Raw genomic sequence first — 14,439 nt, forward strand, 5'->3', positions numbered from 1 at the left:
CCCGGCGGGGTCAGCGGCGGAAGAGGGCCGTCCAGAGGAAGGACTCGCCGAAGAGCGGGGAGTCGGCGGTCTGCGCGCGCATGCGGCGCAGCTCGATCTCTGTCAGGTCGGTCTCCGTCGGGGCGGTCTCCGTCGGGCCGGTGAAGATCGTACGGAGCGAGGCGTCGGTGTAGGCGAGCCCGCCGTGGAGCCTCCCCTCGCGGTAGAAGTCGGCATCCGGCAGCTCGGAGCCCATGCCGCCCTCGCCGGCCGCGAACGCGGTGAGCGCGAAGCGGCCGCCGGGGGCGAGGGCGCGGCCGAGGAGGGCGAGGTAGCCGATCCGGCGGTGCGGGGGCAGGTGGTGGAAGCAGCCGGAGTCGTAGATCAGGTCGTACGGTCCGTCGAGGACCGCGGTGAAGGCGTCGCCGCAGACGAACCGGACGTTTTCGGCACCCGTCCCGGCGGCCCGCTCCTCCGCCCAGGCGATCGCGGTGGGCGAGAGGTCGACCGCGGTCACGTCGAAGCCGGCCGATGCGAGGTACAGGGAGTTCCGGCCGGGTCCGCAGCCGAGGTCGAGGGCCTTGCCGCCGGCCGGGAGCAGGCCCTGCTCGACGTACGAGACGAGGTTCTCGTCGGGCTTCGCGACGAAGAACGGCACGGGCTTGTCCCGGTCCGTGTAGAAGGCGTCCCACCAGTCGGCCCCGCCCTCCGTCCACCGGTCGGCGCCGGGCGAGAACAGGCCGTCGAGCAGGGTGAGTACGTCGTCGATCGTGCGGATGCTGCGGTCCGTGGCGTCCATGTGGATCTCCCCTCCGAGTCCCCCAAGAATAGCGGGAGTTGAGATAAAACCGCAGGTCGGAGGCGGTGTGCGGATCGGGTGTGCGGGTGCTGGGCGGGCTGCGGCGGTGGGGGTGGGGCCGGGGTCCGGGAGGGGCGTGCGGGCCCTCCCGTACCCGCCCACAGGCCCGGGGAAGGACCGTTTCACGGCGCCCGCGGCCAATTTTCTGGCGCGTGCGATTCGCCTGAATGTACGATCCGGCTGCCGACAGGGGGGGTCCCGCCGGCCCCCGGCCACGCGGCCCGTTCCGCCCCGCCCGTCGCGCCCGCCCTCCCCCGTCGTACCCGCCTTCACACCCGTACGAGGGGACACGTACTTGTCCGTCCGAAGAGCCGTCGCGCTCGCACTGAGCGCGGCCCTGGGCATCACCGGCCTCGTGGCCACCGCACCCTCCGCACCGGCGGCCACCGCCTCCGACGCGCCGTACGACGTGACGATCCCGGCGCCGGTGGACGCTGCCGGAACCGCCGACATGATCCTCGTCGCGGCCGGGACCGGTGTCCAGATGATGCGCGGCGGAGAGATCGCGTCCCCCGTCTGGCAGGATCTGAAGGACGGGCGGGTCGCCCATGGCCCGCTGTGTCACACGGGGGACTCCTTCTCGCGCGGCGACAGGGTCGCCTGCGTCGGGTACGGGGAGGTCACCGTCCACGACTTCGCGGCCGGCGCCGACTTCACCCGGTCCTTCGCGTACGAGCAGTGGTACCCCGTCCTCGGGCCGGACCGGTTGCTCGCCGCCGAGACGGGGGCCGACGGAACCGTCCTGCACCTCCTCGGCTACGGCCCGGACGCCCCCGCGGACCTGGACGTGCCCCTGCCGGGCGACACGACGCCCTCCGTCCTGGGCTACGACGACGCAGGCGTGCTCATCCGTTACGGCGGCACCACCTCGCTCGTCGACTTCGCCACGGGCACGCTCACGCCGGTGCCCGCCCTGCCGGTCGCCACGAACTCCCCCCGTGCCGCTCTCAGCGCCGACTGGATCGTCCAGTACAGCGAGTCGGGCACGGACCAGGCGTTCGTCGTCTCCCGCACGGACCACGGCGACCCGGGCCGGACGGTGAAGCTGCCCAACGACGACGTGAACACCAAGGGGGGGATCGGCGTCGTCGGTGACTGGATCGTGGGTGACTACAGCAGGCCGTACGGCGAGGCCGCCCCGATCCTCGCCACGCCGATCGCCGGGGGCGCCACGCGCGATCTCGGCCTGGACGCCGAGCTGTACGAAGGGACGGGGACGGACGGCGCCCTGTACATGGTGGCCGAGGGGGGCGTGCAGCGGGTCTCGCCCGGATCCGACGGAGTTCCGGTCACCGCGCAGGTCCTGGCACTCCCCCCGACCCTCCCGTACACCGGGCTGACCATGGCCGACGGCAGGGTCGTGACCGAGACGCAGTCGGACACCCACACCCTCCGTGGCTTCGACGTGTCCCTCACCGGCACGCGCACGGCCGCGCGGGCCTGGACGTGCGACGCGCTGAAAAACCTCGGTCCGAACTGCCCGTCGCTCCTCGCGTCGGACGGCATGAGCACCGGGACGTGGTGGCACGACACCGGCGACGGCCGTCTGGTCGTCCTGGAGAACGGGAACCGTCCCGCGTCCGGCGGGCAGTCGGGCTGCTACGACTGCGCCGTCCTGGCGCGGGTGACCACGCCGGGCTCCGCGGGAACCACGCGCACGGTCACGCTCGCCTATCCGGGCACGCTCCAGGTGGATCTGATCCGCGGAGTCTCCGGCCGGTACGTCCTGTTCCGTGGCACCACGGCCGCCGGGAAGCGCTTGATCGTCGCGGACGTCGAGACGGGGAGGATCCTCCGCGACGGCGCCGTGACCGGGCAGGCCCTGCAGGGCGCCCGGCTCTGGACGGCGTCCGCGACGGACGACACCGTGTCCGCCGTCGACCTGCGGACGGGCGCGACCGTCGAGACGCACGCCCTCGGGACGAACTGCGTCACGTACACCCTCGAAGCCGTCGGCAAGTGGCTCTACGGCCGCTGCCCGAGCTCGACGTCCGCAGTCGTGTACGACCGTGAGAAGAAGGTGGCGACCAAGGTCTCGGTCGAGCGCAACACCGAGCCGCACCTGGGCGACGGCTTCCTCGTCTCCAGCTTCTACGGCTCCATGGGCTACGGGCTGATGGTGAGCGACGTCCGGCCCGGTGCGGAGGCGCACCGGTTCTTCGGCCCCCTCGGGTACGACGACATCCGGGAGCCTTTCGCCTGGACGGTCGACCGCTTCGGCGGAGGCTTCGCGTACATAGACTCCTGGCGGGCCGTCCGCGTCGTCGGCCTCGGCGGCGTCACGAGTCCGCTGACCGCCCTCGACGCCGACGCTCCCGCGTCCGTCGCCCTCAAGTCCGCCTCCTGGAAGCCCCGCTGGTGGCTGTCCAAGCCCGCCGCTTCCTGGACGCTGACGCTCAAGCACAAGGCGACCGGCAAGGTCGTCCGGACCCTGACCGGGGGCGAGGCCCGCGGCATCGTCGCCCCCGTCTGGGACGGCAAGGACGCGGCCGGGAGGTTCGTCGCGAACGGGGCCCACACCTGGACCCTGACGGTGAAGCCCGCCGACGGGCAGGGCGCCGACCTGACCGCCTCCGGGGCCGTCTCCGTCAGCGGTGCCGCCGCCGTCCGGCGGGACCTCGCCGGGGACGACGGCTTCGGGGACCTGCTGGTGATGGACACGGCCGGGCTCGTGTCGATGTACCGGGGGACCGGGACGGGCGCGCTGTCCGCGCGGACCGCCGGTACGGGAACGAAGTTCGCGACGACCTCCGTGTTCGTGCCGACGGGCGACCTGAACGGCGACCGCTGCGCCGACGTCTACGCGCGCGTGGGCGACCAGCTGCGGGCGTACCGGCCCGGCTGCGGGAAGGTGGTCTCGGCCTCCTCGCCGTACGCGTCGGTCGGTTCGGGCTGGGGACAGTACGACGTGCTCACGTCCTCCGGCGACGTCGACGGCGACGGGTACGCCGATCTGATCGCCCGCCAGGCGTCCACCGGTGACGTGTACTTCTACGGCGGCACCGCCGACCACCGGGTCAAGGCCCGGGTCCGGATCGGTGCCGACTGGAAGCTGTACAAGAAGATCGTCGGGGCCGGTGACCTCAACGGCGACGGGCGCGGCGACCTGCTGGGCGTGGACGCCTCCGGTGTGCTCTGGCGGTACTGCGGCACCGCGACCGGCGGCGTCACCGCGCGCGTGAAGGTCGGCTCCGGCTGGGGCGGGTACTCCTCGCTCGTCGGCGTCGGCGACCTGTCCGGCGACGGTCGCGCCGACCTGCTGGCCCGCGACACCGCCGGGAAACTGTGGCGCTACAGCGGCACCGGCACCGGGGCGTACGGCACCCGGGCGGCCATCGGCAGCGGCTGGGGAGCCTTCAAGGGCCTCTACTGACCCGCGGAACGCCCGAGGGCCCGGCCGCGCGCTCGCGCGGCCGGGCCCTCGGGCGTTCACTCCCCGGCCGGCGGGGCCGGCAGTTCCGCCTCCTGGCCCGAGCGGCGCAGCGACTCCGCGACGAAACCGTTCGCCTTCAGCTCCTCCACGACGGAGCGGAGGAAGGCGACCGCCTCCGGCGAACGCGTCACCGCCGTCCCGACCGCCTGCCGGATCTCCATGAACCGGCCCTCGATCAGCCGCACGTCCGGGTGCGCGGCGGCGTACGCGGTCATCGGCCGGCGGATGCCCGCGCCCGCCTCCAGGCCCTCGGCCCGGAACACGTCGACGCCCTCGTCGCCCCGCACCACCGTGGCGTGGACCAGCGACCTCGACAGGAACAGGTCGTACGCGGAGCCCTTCTTGACCCCGATCCGCACGCCCGGCGCGTCCACCTCCTCCACGGTGGTGAGCGCCGAGCCGCGCGGCACGGCGTACACCCCCTCGATGACGACGTACGGGGCGGTGAACGCGACCTCCGTCTCCCGTGCCGGGTCCACGGCGAGGAAGCAGAGGTCGGCCCGGCCGTCCGTCATCGCCTCGAAGGACTTCCGCGCCGCGTCGAAGCAGAGCAGCTCGACGGGGAGGCCGAGCCGCGCCCCGATCTCCCGCGCCAGGTCCACGGTGATCCCGCTCGGCTCCTCGGGCGTGCCCTGGGCGAGCACCGGGTTCCCGAGGTTGATCGAGGCCCGCAGGACTCCGGTGGGGGCGAGGTCGGCGGCGAGGGACTTCGGCGCGGTGGTCATGGGGCGGAGCCTAGGCGGTTTCGTTTGGATCATCTGGCGGACCAGAGGAAGATCCCCGCGACGTGCAGCCCGGCCAGGTAGATGGCCGCGGTCTTCTCGTAGCGGGTGGCGATCCCTCGCCACTGCTTCAAGCGGTTGATGCAGCGTTCGACCGTGTTGCGCTGCTTGTATGCCTCGCGGTCGAAGGTGGGTGGTCTGCCACCCCGGCTGCCGCGCCGCAGACGGTGTCCGCGTTGATCGGCCGGCACGGGGATGACCGCCCGGATGCCGCGCCGCCTGAGGTGTTCACGGATGGCCCGCGACGAGTACGCCTTGTCTGCGAGGACGGCTTCTGGTCGGGTCCGGGGCCGTCCACGCCTTCGGGGAACACGCAGCCGGGCCATCACGTCAGCGAAGGCAGGCGCGTCACCGGCCTGTCCAGCGGTGAGATGGAAGACCAGGGGCCGGCAGTTGCCGTCGGCCGCAAGATGGATCTTCGTGGTCAGCCCGCCGCGGGACCGGCCGATGGCATGATCGTCCGGCTCGCCGGCCGGGGCCCCTTTTTGCGGGCTCCGGCCGCGTGCTGGTGAGCCCGCACGATCGTGGAGTCCACCGAGACGACCCAGTTCAGCTCCTCGTCGGCGTCCGCCTGTGCCAGAAGCGCGGTGAACACCCGCTCCCACGTGCCATCGGCGGACCACATCCGCAGCCGGTTGTAGACGCCACGCCAGTTGCCGTACTTCTCCGGCAGCTGCACCCACTGTGCCCCGGTCTGAAACTTCCAGGCGATGGCGTCGATCACCTCTCGGTGTTCCCGCCACCGACCGCCCCGCTTCGGTGTCCGGTCCGGAAGCAACGGCTCGATCCGCGCCCACTGCGCGTCAGTCAACGACACGCCCGGACAAACGATCAGGCGACGCGGAAGGAGCGGTTACACGCAGCTGGTGCCATCAGCCCTACCGACGGTTGCCCACCAGTCGATCACTCGGGTTGCCATTGCGTCCGGTCGCAGGCCCAGAGGGTTGAGACCGAAGTGTTCCTCCAGATCTTGCCGCAGGAACTTACCGATCTCCGCCTGGTCAGCGCCACCACGGAGGCGCTGGAGCAGAGGGGCGAGCATGCAGTCGTACTCGTCTTGCACGTCGTCGGCGACGCCGATCGGATCCCACTCATTGAGCAGCTGCCGCAGGTCGTTCTCGGTGGCGTCGGTTCCAGGTCGCATCGCATCAGGGTGCCACCTGGGAGCCGCCGTCACTCGCCCCCGCCATGATCCAAACGAAACCGCCTAGGCGGCGGTGTTCCGGTGGGCGCGGTCGAGGAGCTCCCGCTCCTCGGCGGTGAGGCGGAGGGTGCCGGCGGCGACGTTGGCGGCCAGGTGGGCGGGGTCGCCGGTGCCGGGTATGGCCAGGACGTGGGGGCCCTGGTGGAGGGTCCAGGCGATGCGGACCTGGGCGGGGGTGGCGTCGTGGGCCGCCGCGACGGCGAGGACCTCCTCGCTCTCCGGGGCGGTCGCCCCCGTCTCGCGCCCGCCGGCGGCGATCGCGTAGAAGGGCACGAACGCGATGTCCTGTTCGCCGCAGTGGCGGACGAACGCGTCGTACTCGGGGCGGACCCCGATCCCGTACATGTTCTGCACGCAGACGACCGGGGCGATCTCCCGCGCCTCGGCGAGCTGCGCCGGGGTGACGTGGGAGAGGCCGAGGTGGCGGATGAGACCCGCCTCACGGAGTTCGGCGAGCGCGCCGAAGCGCTCGGCGACCGGATCGGGGCCGACGACGCGGAGGTTGACGACGTCGAGGTGGTTGCGGCCGAGCTGCCGCAGGTTCTCCTCGACCTGCGCGCGCAGCGCGGCCGGGGTCCGGGCGTACTCGCTCCAGGCGCCCGCGGCGTCCCGGGCCGGGCCGACCTTGGTGGTGATGACCAGGTCGTCGGGGTAGGGGCCGCCGAGGGCGCTGTTGATCAGCTCGTTCGCGGAGCGCAGCGGCGAGAAGTAGAAGGCGGCCGTGTCGATGTGGTTGACGCCGAGGTCGACCGCCTTGCGCAGGACGGCCGTCGCGTGGTCGCGGTCCCTCGGCACGGCGTTCGGGACGAGCGCCTCGCCGAGCTGGGGGAGCCGCATGGCGCCGAAGCCGACACGGCGGACGGCGAGGTCCCCGCCGAGGAGCCAGGTGCCGGAGCCGGCGGCGTGGGGGGCGGGGACCGGGACGGTGGTGGCGGTCGGGTCCGTGGGGGGCAGGGCCGTGGCGGTCGGGCCCGTGGTGGTCGCGCCTGTAGTGGTCATGGCGGAGATGATCTCCCGCGGACGGGGGCGGTGCCGGCGGATGGCCCGCGACGAGGGCCGGCGAGGGCGTGGTCCGCGGTTCGGGACGGAGCGGCCTCGCAGGTCAACCCGCTTCGTCCGCACGGGGGTTGGCCCCACCCCCGACCCACCGGTCCACCGGATGGGGTCCCGCCGCCCCGTCCGCGAGGCTATGCGCATGACAACGAACCGTGGACGCAAGGCCCTGGTGCTCGCCCTCTCCGTCGCCGCCGTCGCCGGTGTCGGCCTCGCCGGCGGCGGTGCCGCCCCCGCCGTCGCCGCCCCCGCCGCCGGGCTGGACTGGGGCGACTGCGACGCCGCCGTGAAGCCGCTGCCGGGGCAGCGGTGCGCCACGCTCTCCGTACCCCTCGACTACGCCGACCCCGACGGCGAGCAGATCGGTCTCGCCGTGGCCCGGCTGCCCAGCACCCGGCCCGAGGCGCGGCGCGGGACGCTCATGGTGATCCCGGGCGGGCCGGGCAGCTCCGGTGTGCAGCGGCTCGGGCAGAAGGGGGCCGCCCTGGCGAAGGAGACGGACGGCGCGTACGACCTGGTGGCCTTCGACCCGCGCGGGATCGGCGGCTCCGCGAAGGCCCGGTGCGGCTTCGCCGAGGGGGACCGGCGCCTGGTGACCCTGCGGTCCTGGCCCGCCGCCGACGGCGGCATCGGCGAGAACGTGGCCCGCTCGCGCCGGATGGCCGAGGCGTGCGAGCACAACGGGGGCGCGATGCTCCGCGGTCTGACCACGGCCAACCAGGTGCGGGACCTCGACCGGCTGCGGCAGGCGCTCGGCGAGCGGAAGCTGTCCGCGTGGAGCGTGTCGTACGGGACGTACGTGGCCGCCGTGTACGCCCAGAAGTTCCCGGAGCGCACCGACCGCTGGGTCCTCGACAGCAGCTCCGACCCCGACCCGGAGCGGGTCGCCCGGGGCTGGCTGGCGGCCATGGCGCGCGGCGCCGAGGACCGCTTCCCGGACTTCGCGGCCTGGGCCGCCGACCCGGCCCGGGCCGGCGAAGGGCTGCGCCTCGCCGAACGCCCGGAGGACGTACGGCCCCTGTTCCTCGACCTCGCCGCCCGGCTCGACCGCGCGCCGCGCGCCTCGGCGACCCCCGGCACACCGCTGACCGGCACCGTGCTGCGACAGGCGCTCCAGCAGACCCTGTACTCCGACGCCTCCTTCCCGGCCTTCGCGCGCCTGGTGTCCCAGGCCCTCGACCCGGCGGGCGTGCCGGTCCTCCCGCCCGAGCTGGCCGGGCCGATGCCCGACGAGGCGGCGACCGTCAGCGTGGGCGTGATCTGCAACGACGTGGACTGGCCCGCCTCCGTGCCGGCGTACGGGAGGGCCGTCTCCGCGGACCGGGAGCGGTACCCGCTGACGGCCGGGATGCCGGCGAACGTCACGCCGTGCGCCTTCTGGAAGGGCGGCGCGGTGGAGAGGCCGACCCGGATCACCGACCGGGGCCCGTCGAACGTCCTCATGATCCAGAACCTGCGCGACCCGGCCACCCCGCACTCCATGGGCCTGAGGATGCGGAAGGCCCTCGGCGACCGGGCGCGGCTCGTCTCGGTCGACAAGGGCGGCCACTCGGTCTACCTCGGGACCGGGAACGCGTGCGGCGACCGGGCCGTGACACGCTTCCTCACCGAGGGCGTGCGGCCGGCGGAGGACGTGCTCTGTCGGTGACGGGGCGGTGGACCGCCCGGGGTCACGCGGTGGGCGCGTGCAGGGCCGCGCGCAGGTGGCCCCGGGAGGCGGTCAGCCGCTCGGCGGCCGTGGGGGCGTCGATGTCGGCGAGGATCATGAGGATGGCGTTCTTCACCTCGCCGTCGGCGGCGGCGAGCGCGGTCTCGATCTGCTCGTCCGGCGCACCGGTGGCCAGGGCGACGATCCGCCGCGAGCGGGCCTGGAGCTTGTCGTTGGAGGCGCGGACGTCGACCATCAGGTTTCCGTAGGTCTTGCCGAGGCGGATCATCGTGAGGGTCGAGATCATGTTGAGGACGAGCTTCTGGGCGGTGCCGGCCTTGAGGCGGGTGGAACCGGTGAGGAGCTCGGGCCCGGGGACGACCTCGATGCCGTGCTCGGCGGCGGCGGCGAGCGCGCTGTCCTCGTTGCAGGCGAGCCCGATGGTCAGCGCGCCCCGGGCGCGGGCGTGTTCGACGGCGCCGACGGCGTACGGGGTGCGGCCGGAGGCGGAGACGCCGACGACGGTGTCGTCGGCGGTGAGCCCGAGCGCGGTGAGGTCCTCGACCGCGAGTTCCCTGGAGTCCTCGGCGCCTTCGACGGCCTTGACCATGGCGGTGGGGCCGCCCGCGATGAGGCCGACGACCTGCGAGGGGTCGGTGTTGAAGGTGGGCGGGCACTCGCTGGCGTCGAGGACGCCGAGGCGGCCGGCGGTGCCCGCGCCCATGTAGATGAGGCGCCCGCCGCGGGCCATGCGGGCGGCGGTGGCGTCGATGGCGGCGGCGATCGCGGGGAGCTGCCGCTCGACGGCCTCGGGGACGGTCCGGTCCTCGCCGTTCATGAGGCGGGCGATGTCCAGCGTCGGGAGCCGGTCGATCTCGGCGAGTTCGGGGCGGAAGGCCTCGGTGGTGAGGGTGGCGAGCTGGGCGCGGAGTTCGGAGTACGTGGTGGGCACGGGGGCTCTTTCGGTACGTCGGCGTCGTCGGCGCCGGTGAACGTGTGGGTCAGCGGCTGCGGGGGGAGTGACGGTGGGCGAGGGCTTCGTACGAGGCGGCGAGGGCGGGGGCGGCCGTCTCGTACGTGCGCTGTGTGACGCAGGTGAACAGGCAGTCCACGACCAGGAGCTGGCTGGTGCGGGAGGACATGGCAGCGGGGCGGAGTTCGCTCTCGCGGGCCGTGGAGGTGGTCAGGACGTGGTCGGCGTACTGGGTGACGGGGCCGTCCGGGCGGCCGGTGACGGCGACCGTGGTGGCGCCGTGGTCGAAGGCCACGCGCAGGGGTTCTATGACGTCGCCGGTGGAGCCGGAGTGGGTGATGGCGATGGCGACGTCCCCGGAGCGGAGCTGCACGGCGTTGGTGACGGCGAGGTGCGGGTCGCTGTGGGCGTGCGCGATCAGGCCGATCCGGAGCAGCTTCTGGCCGAGGTCCTGGGCGACGAGGCCGGAGGCGCCGATGCCGTAGATGTCGATGCGGCGGGCGGCGGCGAGGGCGGCGACGGCGGCACCGAGCTGGACGGTGTCGAGCCCGGCGGCGGTGTCGGCGAGGGTCTGCTGCTCGTCGTAGGCCAGCTTGGCGACGACGTCGGCGACGGGATCGTCGACGGCGATGTCGGCGGTGACGGCCGGGGCGCGGCCGGACTGCTGCTGGGCGGCCAGGCCCGCGAGGGCGAGGCGGAGGTCGCGGTAGCCGGGGTAGCCGAGGAGCCGGGCGGTGCGGACGACGGTCGCCTCGCTGGTGCCGGTGAGCTCGGCGAGGCCGGTGACCGTGAGGGCGGCGCAGCCGGCCGGATCTCCGGCGACGGCCTCGGCGACCCGTTGCATGGAGCGGGTCATGGACGGCGCGAGGGTCCGCACCTTGGCGGCGAGCGCGGCGGGGGCGGGGGGCGCGTCGCCGGTGAAACTTTCCTTCACGTCATGGTTCACACTTGAAAGCTACTTTCGACGGGGTGGGGCGACAAGACCCCGTGGTCCCTCTCGCGGCCTCTCCCGCGGGCTTTCCCCCGGGCCCTCCCGTGCTCTCCCGCGGGCCCCCTCGGCCCCGGACCCGGAAGGGACCCCCTTTTCTCGTGGGGGCGCGTGCGCCGGGTGACAATGGAGCCCATGGACGACATCGACCCCGTGGAGCAGGCGCTGCACGCCGCTCGCGCGCTGGTTCTGGCCGACCTGGTGGCCCGGCAGGTGGCCGCCGCCGAGGTCGTGTCGATGGTGGAGGACGCGGTGACCCACCGGCGCTGGTGGGTCGAGCAGTGGCCCGAGGGGGTGTCGTACGTCGCCGGGCTCGTCGCCCAGGACGTGCAGGACGCCCTGCTCGAACGGTACGGACGCTGGCCGCTCTGCCCGGTCTGCTCCTCGGGCGACCCGCACGCCCTCGACGTGGAGCCGGAGCTCGGTCCCGACCCGCACTGGGTCTGCGGCAAGCAGGGCGTGGTGGTGGCCCCGGTGGGCGGCCTGACGTGACGGGAGTCCTCGCGTGACCCTCTACATCGACCCGCCGACCTGGCCGGGCCACGGCCGCATGTGGTCGCACCTGGTCAGCGACGTCTCCTTCGAGGAGCTGCACGCCTTCGCCGCCTCGATCGGCGCCCCGCCGCGCGCCTTCGAGCGGGACCACTACGACATCCCCTCCGACCGGTACGCGGACGCGGTGGCGGCCGGTGCGGTCGAGGTCGGCTCGAAGGAGCTGCTGCGCCGCCTCACGAAGGCGGGCCTCCGACGCCCGAAGGGCCGCCCGGTCGCCTGACGCTCCTCTGGTCCTTCCTGGCCCGGGGGCCGCCCGGTCGCCCGGTCGCCCGGCGCTCCGCCCGTCCGGTTTCCGCGTCACCCCAGCCCGGCGGCGATGGCGCGGGCGCAGTCCGGGGACTCGGCGTGCGTCGTGTCGACCTCCAGGTCGTACTCCACGCCCGCGTGCACCGTCAGGGCCTGCTGCGCGGCCATTCCGACGGTCCGGTCCCCGCGGGCGATCTCGCGTCCTTCGGCGACCGCGCTCTCGCACCGGACGCCCACCCACAGCACGGGCAGGTCGCCGAGGGCCTCGCGCCAGCGCCGCTGGGAGGCGGCGCCGCCGAGGAAGACGTCGTCCACGATGATCCTGGCGCCGGCCCCGGCCATCGCCGCGAGCCCCCCGGCCCAGGCGGCCTCCAGGGCCCGGAAGCCACCCCCAACGCTGACCCCGCCGTCGGCGTCGAACACGATCCCGTCGTCGGAGTCCTGCATCCTCGCGGGCAGCGCGTCGACGAACGAGTCGACGCCGAACGCCAGCCACGGGTCCGGCAGCACGGCCTGCAGACACCGCACGATGCCGGACTTCCCCGAGCGGGAACCGCCGTTGAGAAGGATCATCCGTGTCGTCCCGGGCGCCACCCTGGGGGCGTCAGCGGACGACGTCGAACACGTTCTTCTGGAGGCCGTTCGCGTAGGCCTCGTGCTCGACCAGCTTCAGCTTCTGCACGTCCTTGTCCGTGGCGCTGAAGAGGCGCTTGCCCGCGCCGAGCAGGAGCGGGAAGACCAGCAGGTGGTACCGGTCGATCAGGCCGGCGTCCGAGAGGGCCCGGTTCAGGGAGGCGCTGCCGTGGACGATGATCGGCCCGCCCTCGGTCTCCTTCAGGGCGGCGACCTCGTCGAGCGAGCGCAGGATCGTCGTCTCGCCCCAGTTCGACACGAGGTCGTCCTCGGTGAGGGTCGTGGAGACGACGTACTTCGGCATCGCCTTGTAGTCGGCGAAGTCCTCCATGTCGGGCCACACGGGGCTGAACGCCTCGTAGCTGGTCCGCCCCATCAGCATCGCGGCCGCCTCCTTCTGCTCGCGGCCCTTGATCTCGAACGCCTCGGGGAGGAACTCGACGTGCTTGAAGGTCCATCCGGAGTTGCGGTACCCGGGCTCGCCGCCCGGGGCCTCCACGACGCCGTCGAGCGAGACGAAGGCGGTGCTGATCAGGGTGCGCATCTGGGGTTCCTCGGCTTCTCGTGTTCCGGTGCGGGCGGTCATGATCTCTGACCGACGATCATGAGGAGACTCATCGCCCGCCGTCCGACTTTCTTTCCGGCGGATGCTCAGCAGGAGGCCCCGGCCTGCCGCTCCTGTTCCCGATTCTCTCCGGCCGCGCCCGAAGTGACCACCCGGGACGGGGACTTGTGGAGCTTGAGGGAGACCGCCGCCGTGGCGAGGCCCAGGGCCGTCATGGCCGCGCCCGCCCAGGCCGTGGAGGCGTAGCCGAGGCCGGCGTCGATGACGGTGCCGCCGAGCCAGGGGCCGCCGGTGTTGCCGAGGTTGAAGGCGGCGGTGGTGGTGGCGCCCGCGAGGGTGGGGGCTCCGCCCGCGACGTTGAACATGCGGGCGTTGAGGGCCGGGGCGGTGGAGAAGGCGGAGACGCCGAGGAGGAAGGCGAGCAGGACCGTGACGACGGGGCTGGACGCGAAGAGGGCCAGGGCGGTCAGGAAGACGGTCGAGGCGGCGATGCCGCTGAGCAGCACCCCGAAGAGGTGGGCGTCGGCGACGCGGCCGCCGATCGTCGTACCGACCAGGGCGCCGATGCCGAAGAGGCCGAGGACGGCCGAGACCCAGCTCTCGTCGAGCCCGGAGACGTCGGTGAGGAGCGGGGCGAGGTAGGAGAAGGCGCAGAAGACGCCGCCCGCCGCGAGCGCGGTGACCGCGACGGAGAGGAGGACCTGGCGGTCGCGGTAGACGGTCAGTTCCCGTCCGAGGCGGGGCCTGGTCCCGGGGAGCGGGATGTGCGGGATGCGGGTGACGACGCCGACGAGCGCGATCGCGGAGGCCGCGCCGACCGCCCAGAACGCCGAGCGCCAGCCGAGGTGTTCGCCGAGGAACGCGCCGGCCGGGACGCCGAGGACGTTGGCGATGGACAGGCCGCCGATCATGACGGCCATCGCCCTGGCGCGGGAGCCGACCGGGACCATCGCGATGGCGACGGCCGCGCCGACCGCCCAGAACCCGGCGCAGGCGAGCGCGCTCACGACGCGGGAGACGAAGAGGACGGCGTAGTTCGGGGCCAGCGCCCCGGCGATCTGCCCGAGGCCGAAGACGGTGATGAGGGCGACGAGCGTCGTCTTGCGGGGCAGCCGGAGCGTCGCGACGGCGAGCAGTGGCGCGCCGACGACCATGCCGATCGCGAAGGCGGAGATGAGCAGCCCGGCGCGGGGGATGGAGACGCCCATGTCCTCCGCGAGGGGCGGCAGGAGGCCGGAGAGCATGAACTCGCTGGTGCCGAGTGCGAAGACCGAGAGCCCCAGGACGTACACGGCCAGGGGCATGCGGGCGGCGGGCGGGGTGTCGGCGGCGGGGGTCGCGGGCTCGGCTGGGGAAGACGGCATGACATGCGTCAACCTGCGGTTCGTTCCTGTCATTCCGTGGTGCCGGGAAGGTCTTGGGATGCGAGACGGATCCGCCCCGGCCCGCGTTCCTTACGCCGGGTAACAAGATGATCAACGCGGAGGTCGCTTTGCCCGGTCCTGGGCTGCCGCGTGACCT

At 73.4% G+C, this 14,439-nt stretch carries 13 protein-coding genes and 1 pseudogene; 4 read left to right on the forward strand and 10 right to left on the reverse strand.

The window, feature by feature from the left end; all coding sequences use genetic code 11:
- Positions 1 to 10: 10 nt before the first annotated feature.
- Positions 11 to 778, reverse strand: a complete 768-nt coding sequence (locus ACZ66Z_RS33700; RefSeq protein WP_469939525.1) for a class I SAM-dependent methyltransferase — start codon at positions 776 to 778, stop codon at positions 11 to 13.
- 355 nt (positions 779 to 1,133) lie between these two features.
- Here ACZ66Z_RS33700 and ACZ66Z_RS33705 point away from each other — a divergent pair, with 355 nt between their 5' ends.
- Positions 1,134 to 4,211, forward strand: coding sequence for an FG-GAP-like repeat-containing protein (locus tag ACZ66Z_RS33705; protein ID WP_469939527.1), 3,078 nt, complete (start codon positions 1,134 to 1,136; stop codon positions 4,209 to 4,211).
- Positions 4,212 to 4,267: 56 nt separating this feature from the next.
- Here ACZ66Z_RS33705 and ACZ66Z_RS33710 read toward each other — a convergent pair whose 3' ends face one another.
- The 4 genes and pseudogenes from ACZ66Z_RS33710 to ACZ66Z_RS33725 form a co-directional block, all read right to left on the reverse strand.
- A complete protein-coding gene (locus ACZ66Z_RS33710) occupies positions 4,268 to 4,996 on the reverse strand; it encodes a transporter substrate-binding domain-containing protein (protein ID WP_469939528.1) in 729 nt (242 codons plus the stop codon).
- A gap of 29 nt (positions 4,997 to 5,025) precedes the next feature.
- A pseudogene (locus tag ACZ66Z_RS33715) lies at positions 5,026 to 5,870 on the reverse strand (IS5 family transposase).
- Positions 5,871 to 5,906: 36 nt separating this feature from the next.
- A complete protein-coding gene (locus tag ACZ66Z_RS33720; protein ID WP_469939530.1) occupies positions 5,907 to 6,197 on the reverse strand; it encodes a hypothetical protein in 291 nt (96 codons plus the stop codon).
- A 63-nt stretch (positions 6,198 to 6,260) separates the two neighbouring features.
- The gene (locus ACZ66Z_RS33725; RefSeq protein ID WP_469939531.1) at positions 6,261 to 7,256 is read right to left on the reverse strand and encodes an aldo/keto reductase; all 996 of its coding nucleotides are present in this window, start codon (positions 7,254 to 7,256) and stop codon (positions 6,261 to 6,263) included.
- 196 nt (positions 7,257 to 7,452) lie between these two features.
- Here ACZ66Z_RS33725 and ACZ66Z_RS33730 point away from each other — a divergent pair, with 196 nt between their 5' ends.
- Positions 7,453 to 8,958 carry an alpha/beta hydrolase gene (locus ACZ66Z_RS33730; RefSeq protein ID WP_469939532.1) on the forward strand — a complete coding sequence of 502 codons (1,506 nt, stop codon included), beginning with the start codon at positions 7,453 to 7,455 and terminating at the stop codon, positions 8,956 to 8,958.
- 22 nt (positions 8,959 to 8,980) lie between these two features.
- Here ACZ66Z_RS33730 and murQ read toward each other — a convergent pair whose 3' ends face one another.
- Complete coding sequence (gene murQ / locus ACZ66Z_RS33735) at positions 8,981 to 9,910, reverse strand: N-acetylmuramic acid 6-phosphate etherase (RefSeq protein ID WP_469939533.1); 930 nt, start codon at positions 9,908 to 9,910, stop codon at positions 8,981 to 8,983.
- Between the two features lie 49 nt (positions 9,911 to 9,959).
- Positions 9,960 to 10,877, reverse strand: coding sequence for a MurR/RpiR family transcriptional regulator (locus tag ACZ66Z_RS33740; protein ID WP_469939534.1), 918 nt, complete (start codon positions 10,875 to 10,877; stop codon positions 9,960 to 9,962).
- Between the two features lie 177 nt (positions 10,878 to 11,054).
- Between ACZ66Z_RS33740 and ACZ66Z_RS33745 the strand changes: the two genes are divergently transcribed.
- Together ACZ66Z_RS33745 and ACZ66Z_RS33750 are read left to right on the forward strand one after the other, a co-directional pair.
- Positions 11,055 to 11,411 (forward strand): hypothetical protein, encoded by a 357-nt coding sequence (locus ACZ66Z_RS33745; protein ID WP_469939535.1) that lies wholly within the window; start codon positions 11,055 to 11,057, stop codon positions 11,409 to 11,411.
- A 13-nt stretch (positions 11,412 to 11,424) separates the two neighbouring features.
- Positions 11,425 to 11,694 carry a DUF4031 domain-containing protein gene (locus ACZ66Z_RS33750; RefSeq protein ID WP_123454140.1) on the forward strand — a complete coding sequence of 90 codons (270 nt, stop codon included), beginning with the start codon at positions 11,425 to 11,427 and terminating at the stop codon, positions 11,692 to 11,694.
- A gap of 77 nt (positions 11,695 to 11,771) precedes the next feature.
- Here ACZ66Z_RS33750 and cpt read toward each other — a convergent pair whose 3' ends face one another.
- From cpt to ACZ66Z_RS33765, 3 genes are all read right to left on the reverse strand, one after another.
- Complete coding sequence (gene cpt, locus ACZ66Z_RS33755) at positions 11,772 to 12,293, reverse strand: chloramphenicol phosphotransferase CPT (RefSeq protein ID WP_469939537.1); 522 nt, start codon at positions 12,291 to 12,293, stop codon at positions 11,772 to 11,774.
- A gap of 31 nt (positions 12,294 to 12,324) precedes the next feature.
- A complete protein-coding gene (locus ACZ66Z_RS33760) occupies positions 12,325 to 12,897 on the reverse strand; it encodes a dihydrofolate reductase family protein (protein ID WP_469939539.1) in 573 nt (190 codons plus the stop codon).
- A 107-nt stretch (positions 12,898 to 13,004) separates the two neighbouring features.
- Positions 13,005 to 14,222, reverse strand: a complete 1,218-nt coding sequence (locus tag ACZ66Z_RS33765) for a Cmx/CmrA family chloramphenicol efflux MFS transporter (RefSeq protein ID WP_469939564.1) — start codon at positions 14,220 to 14,222, stop codon at positions 13,005 to 13,007.
- Positions 14,223 to 14,439: the final 217 nt, after the last annotated feature.

This window comes from Streptomyces sp. NPDC107498 (assembly GCF_055582805.1).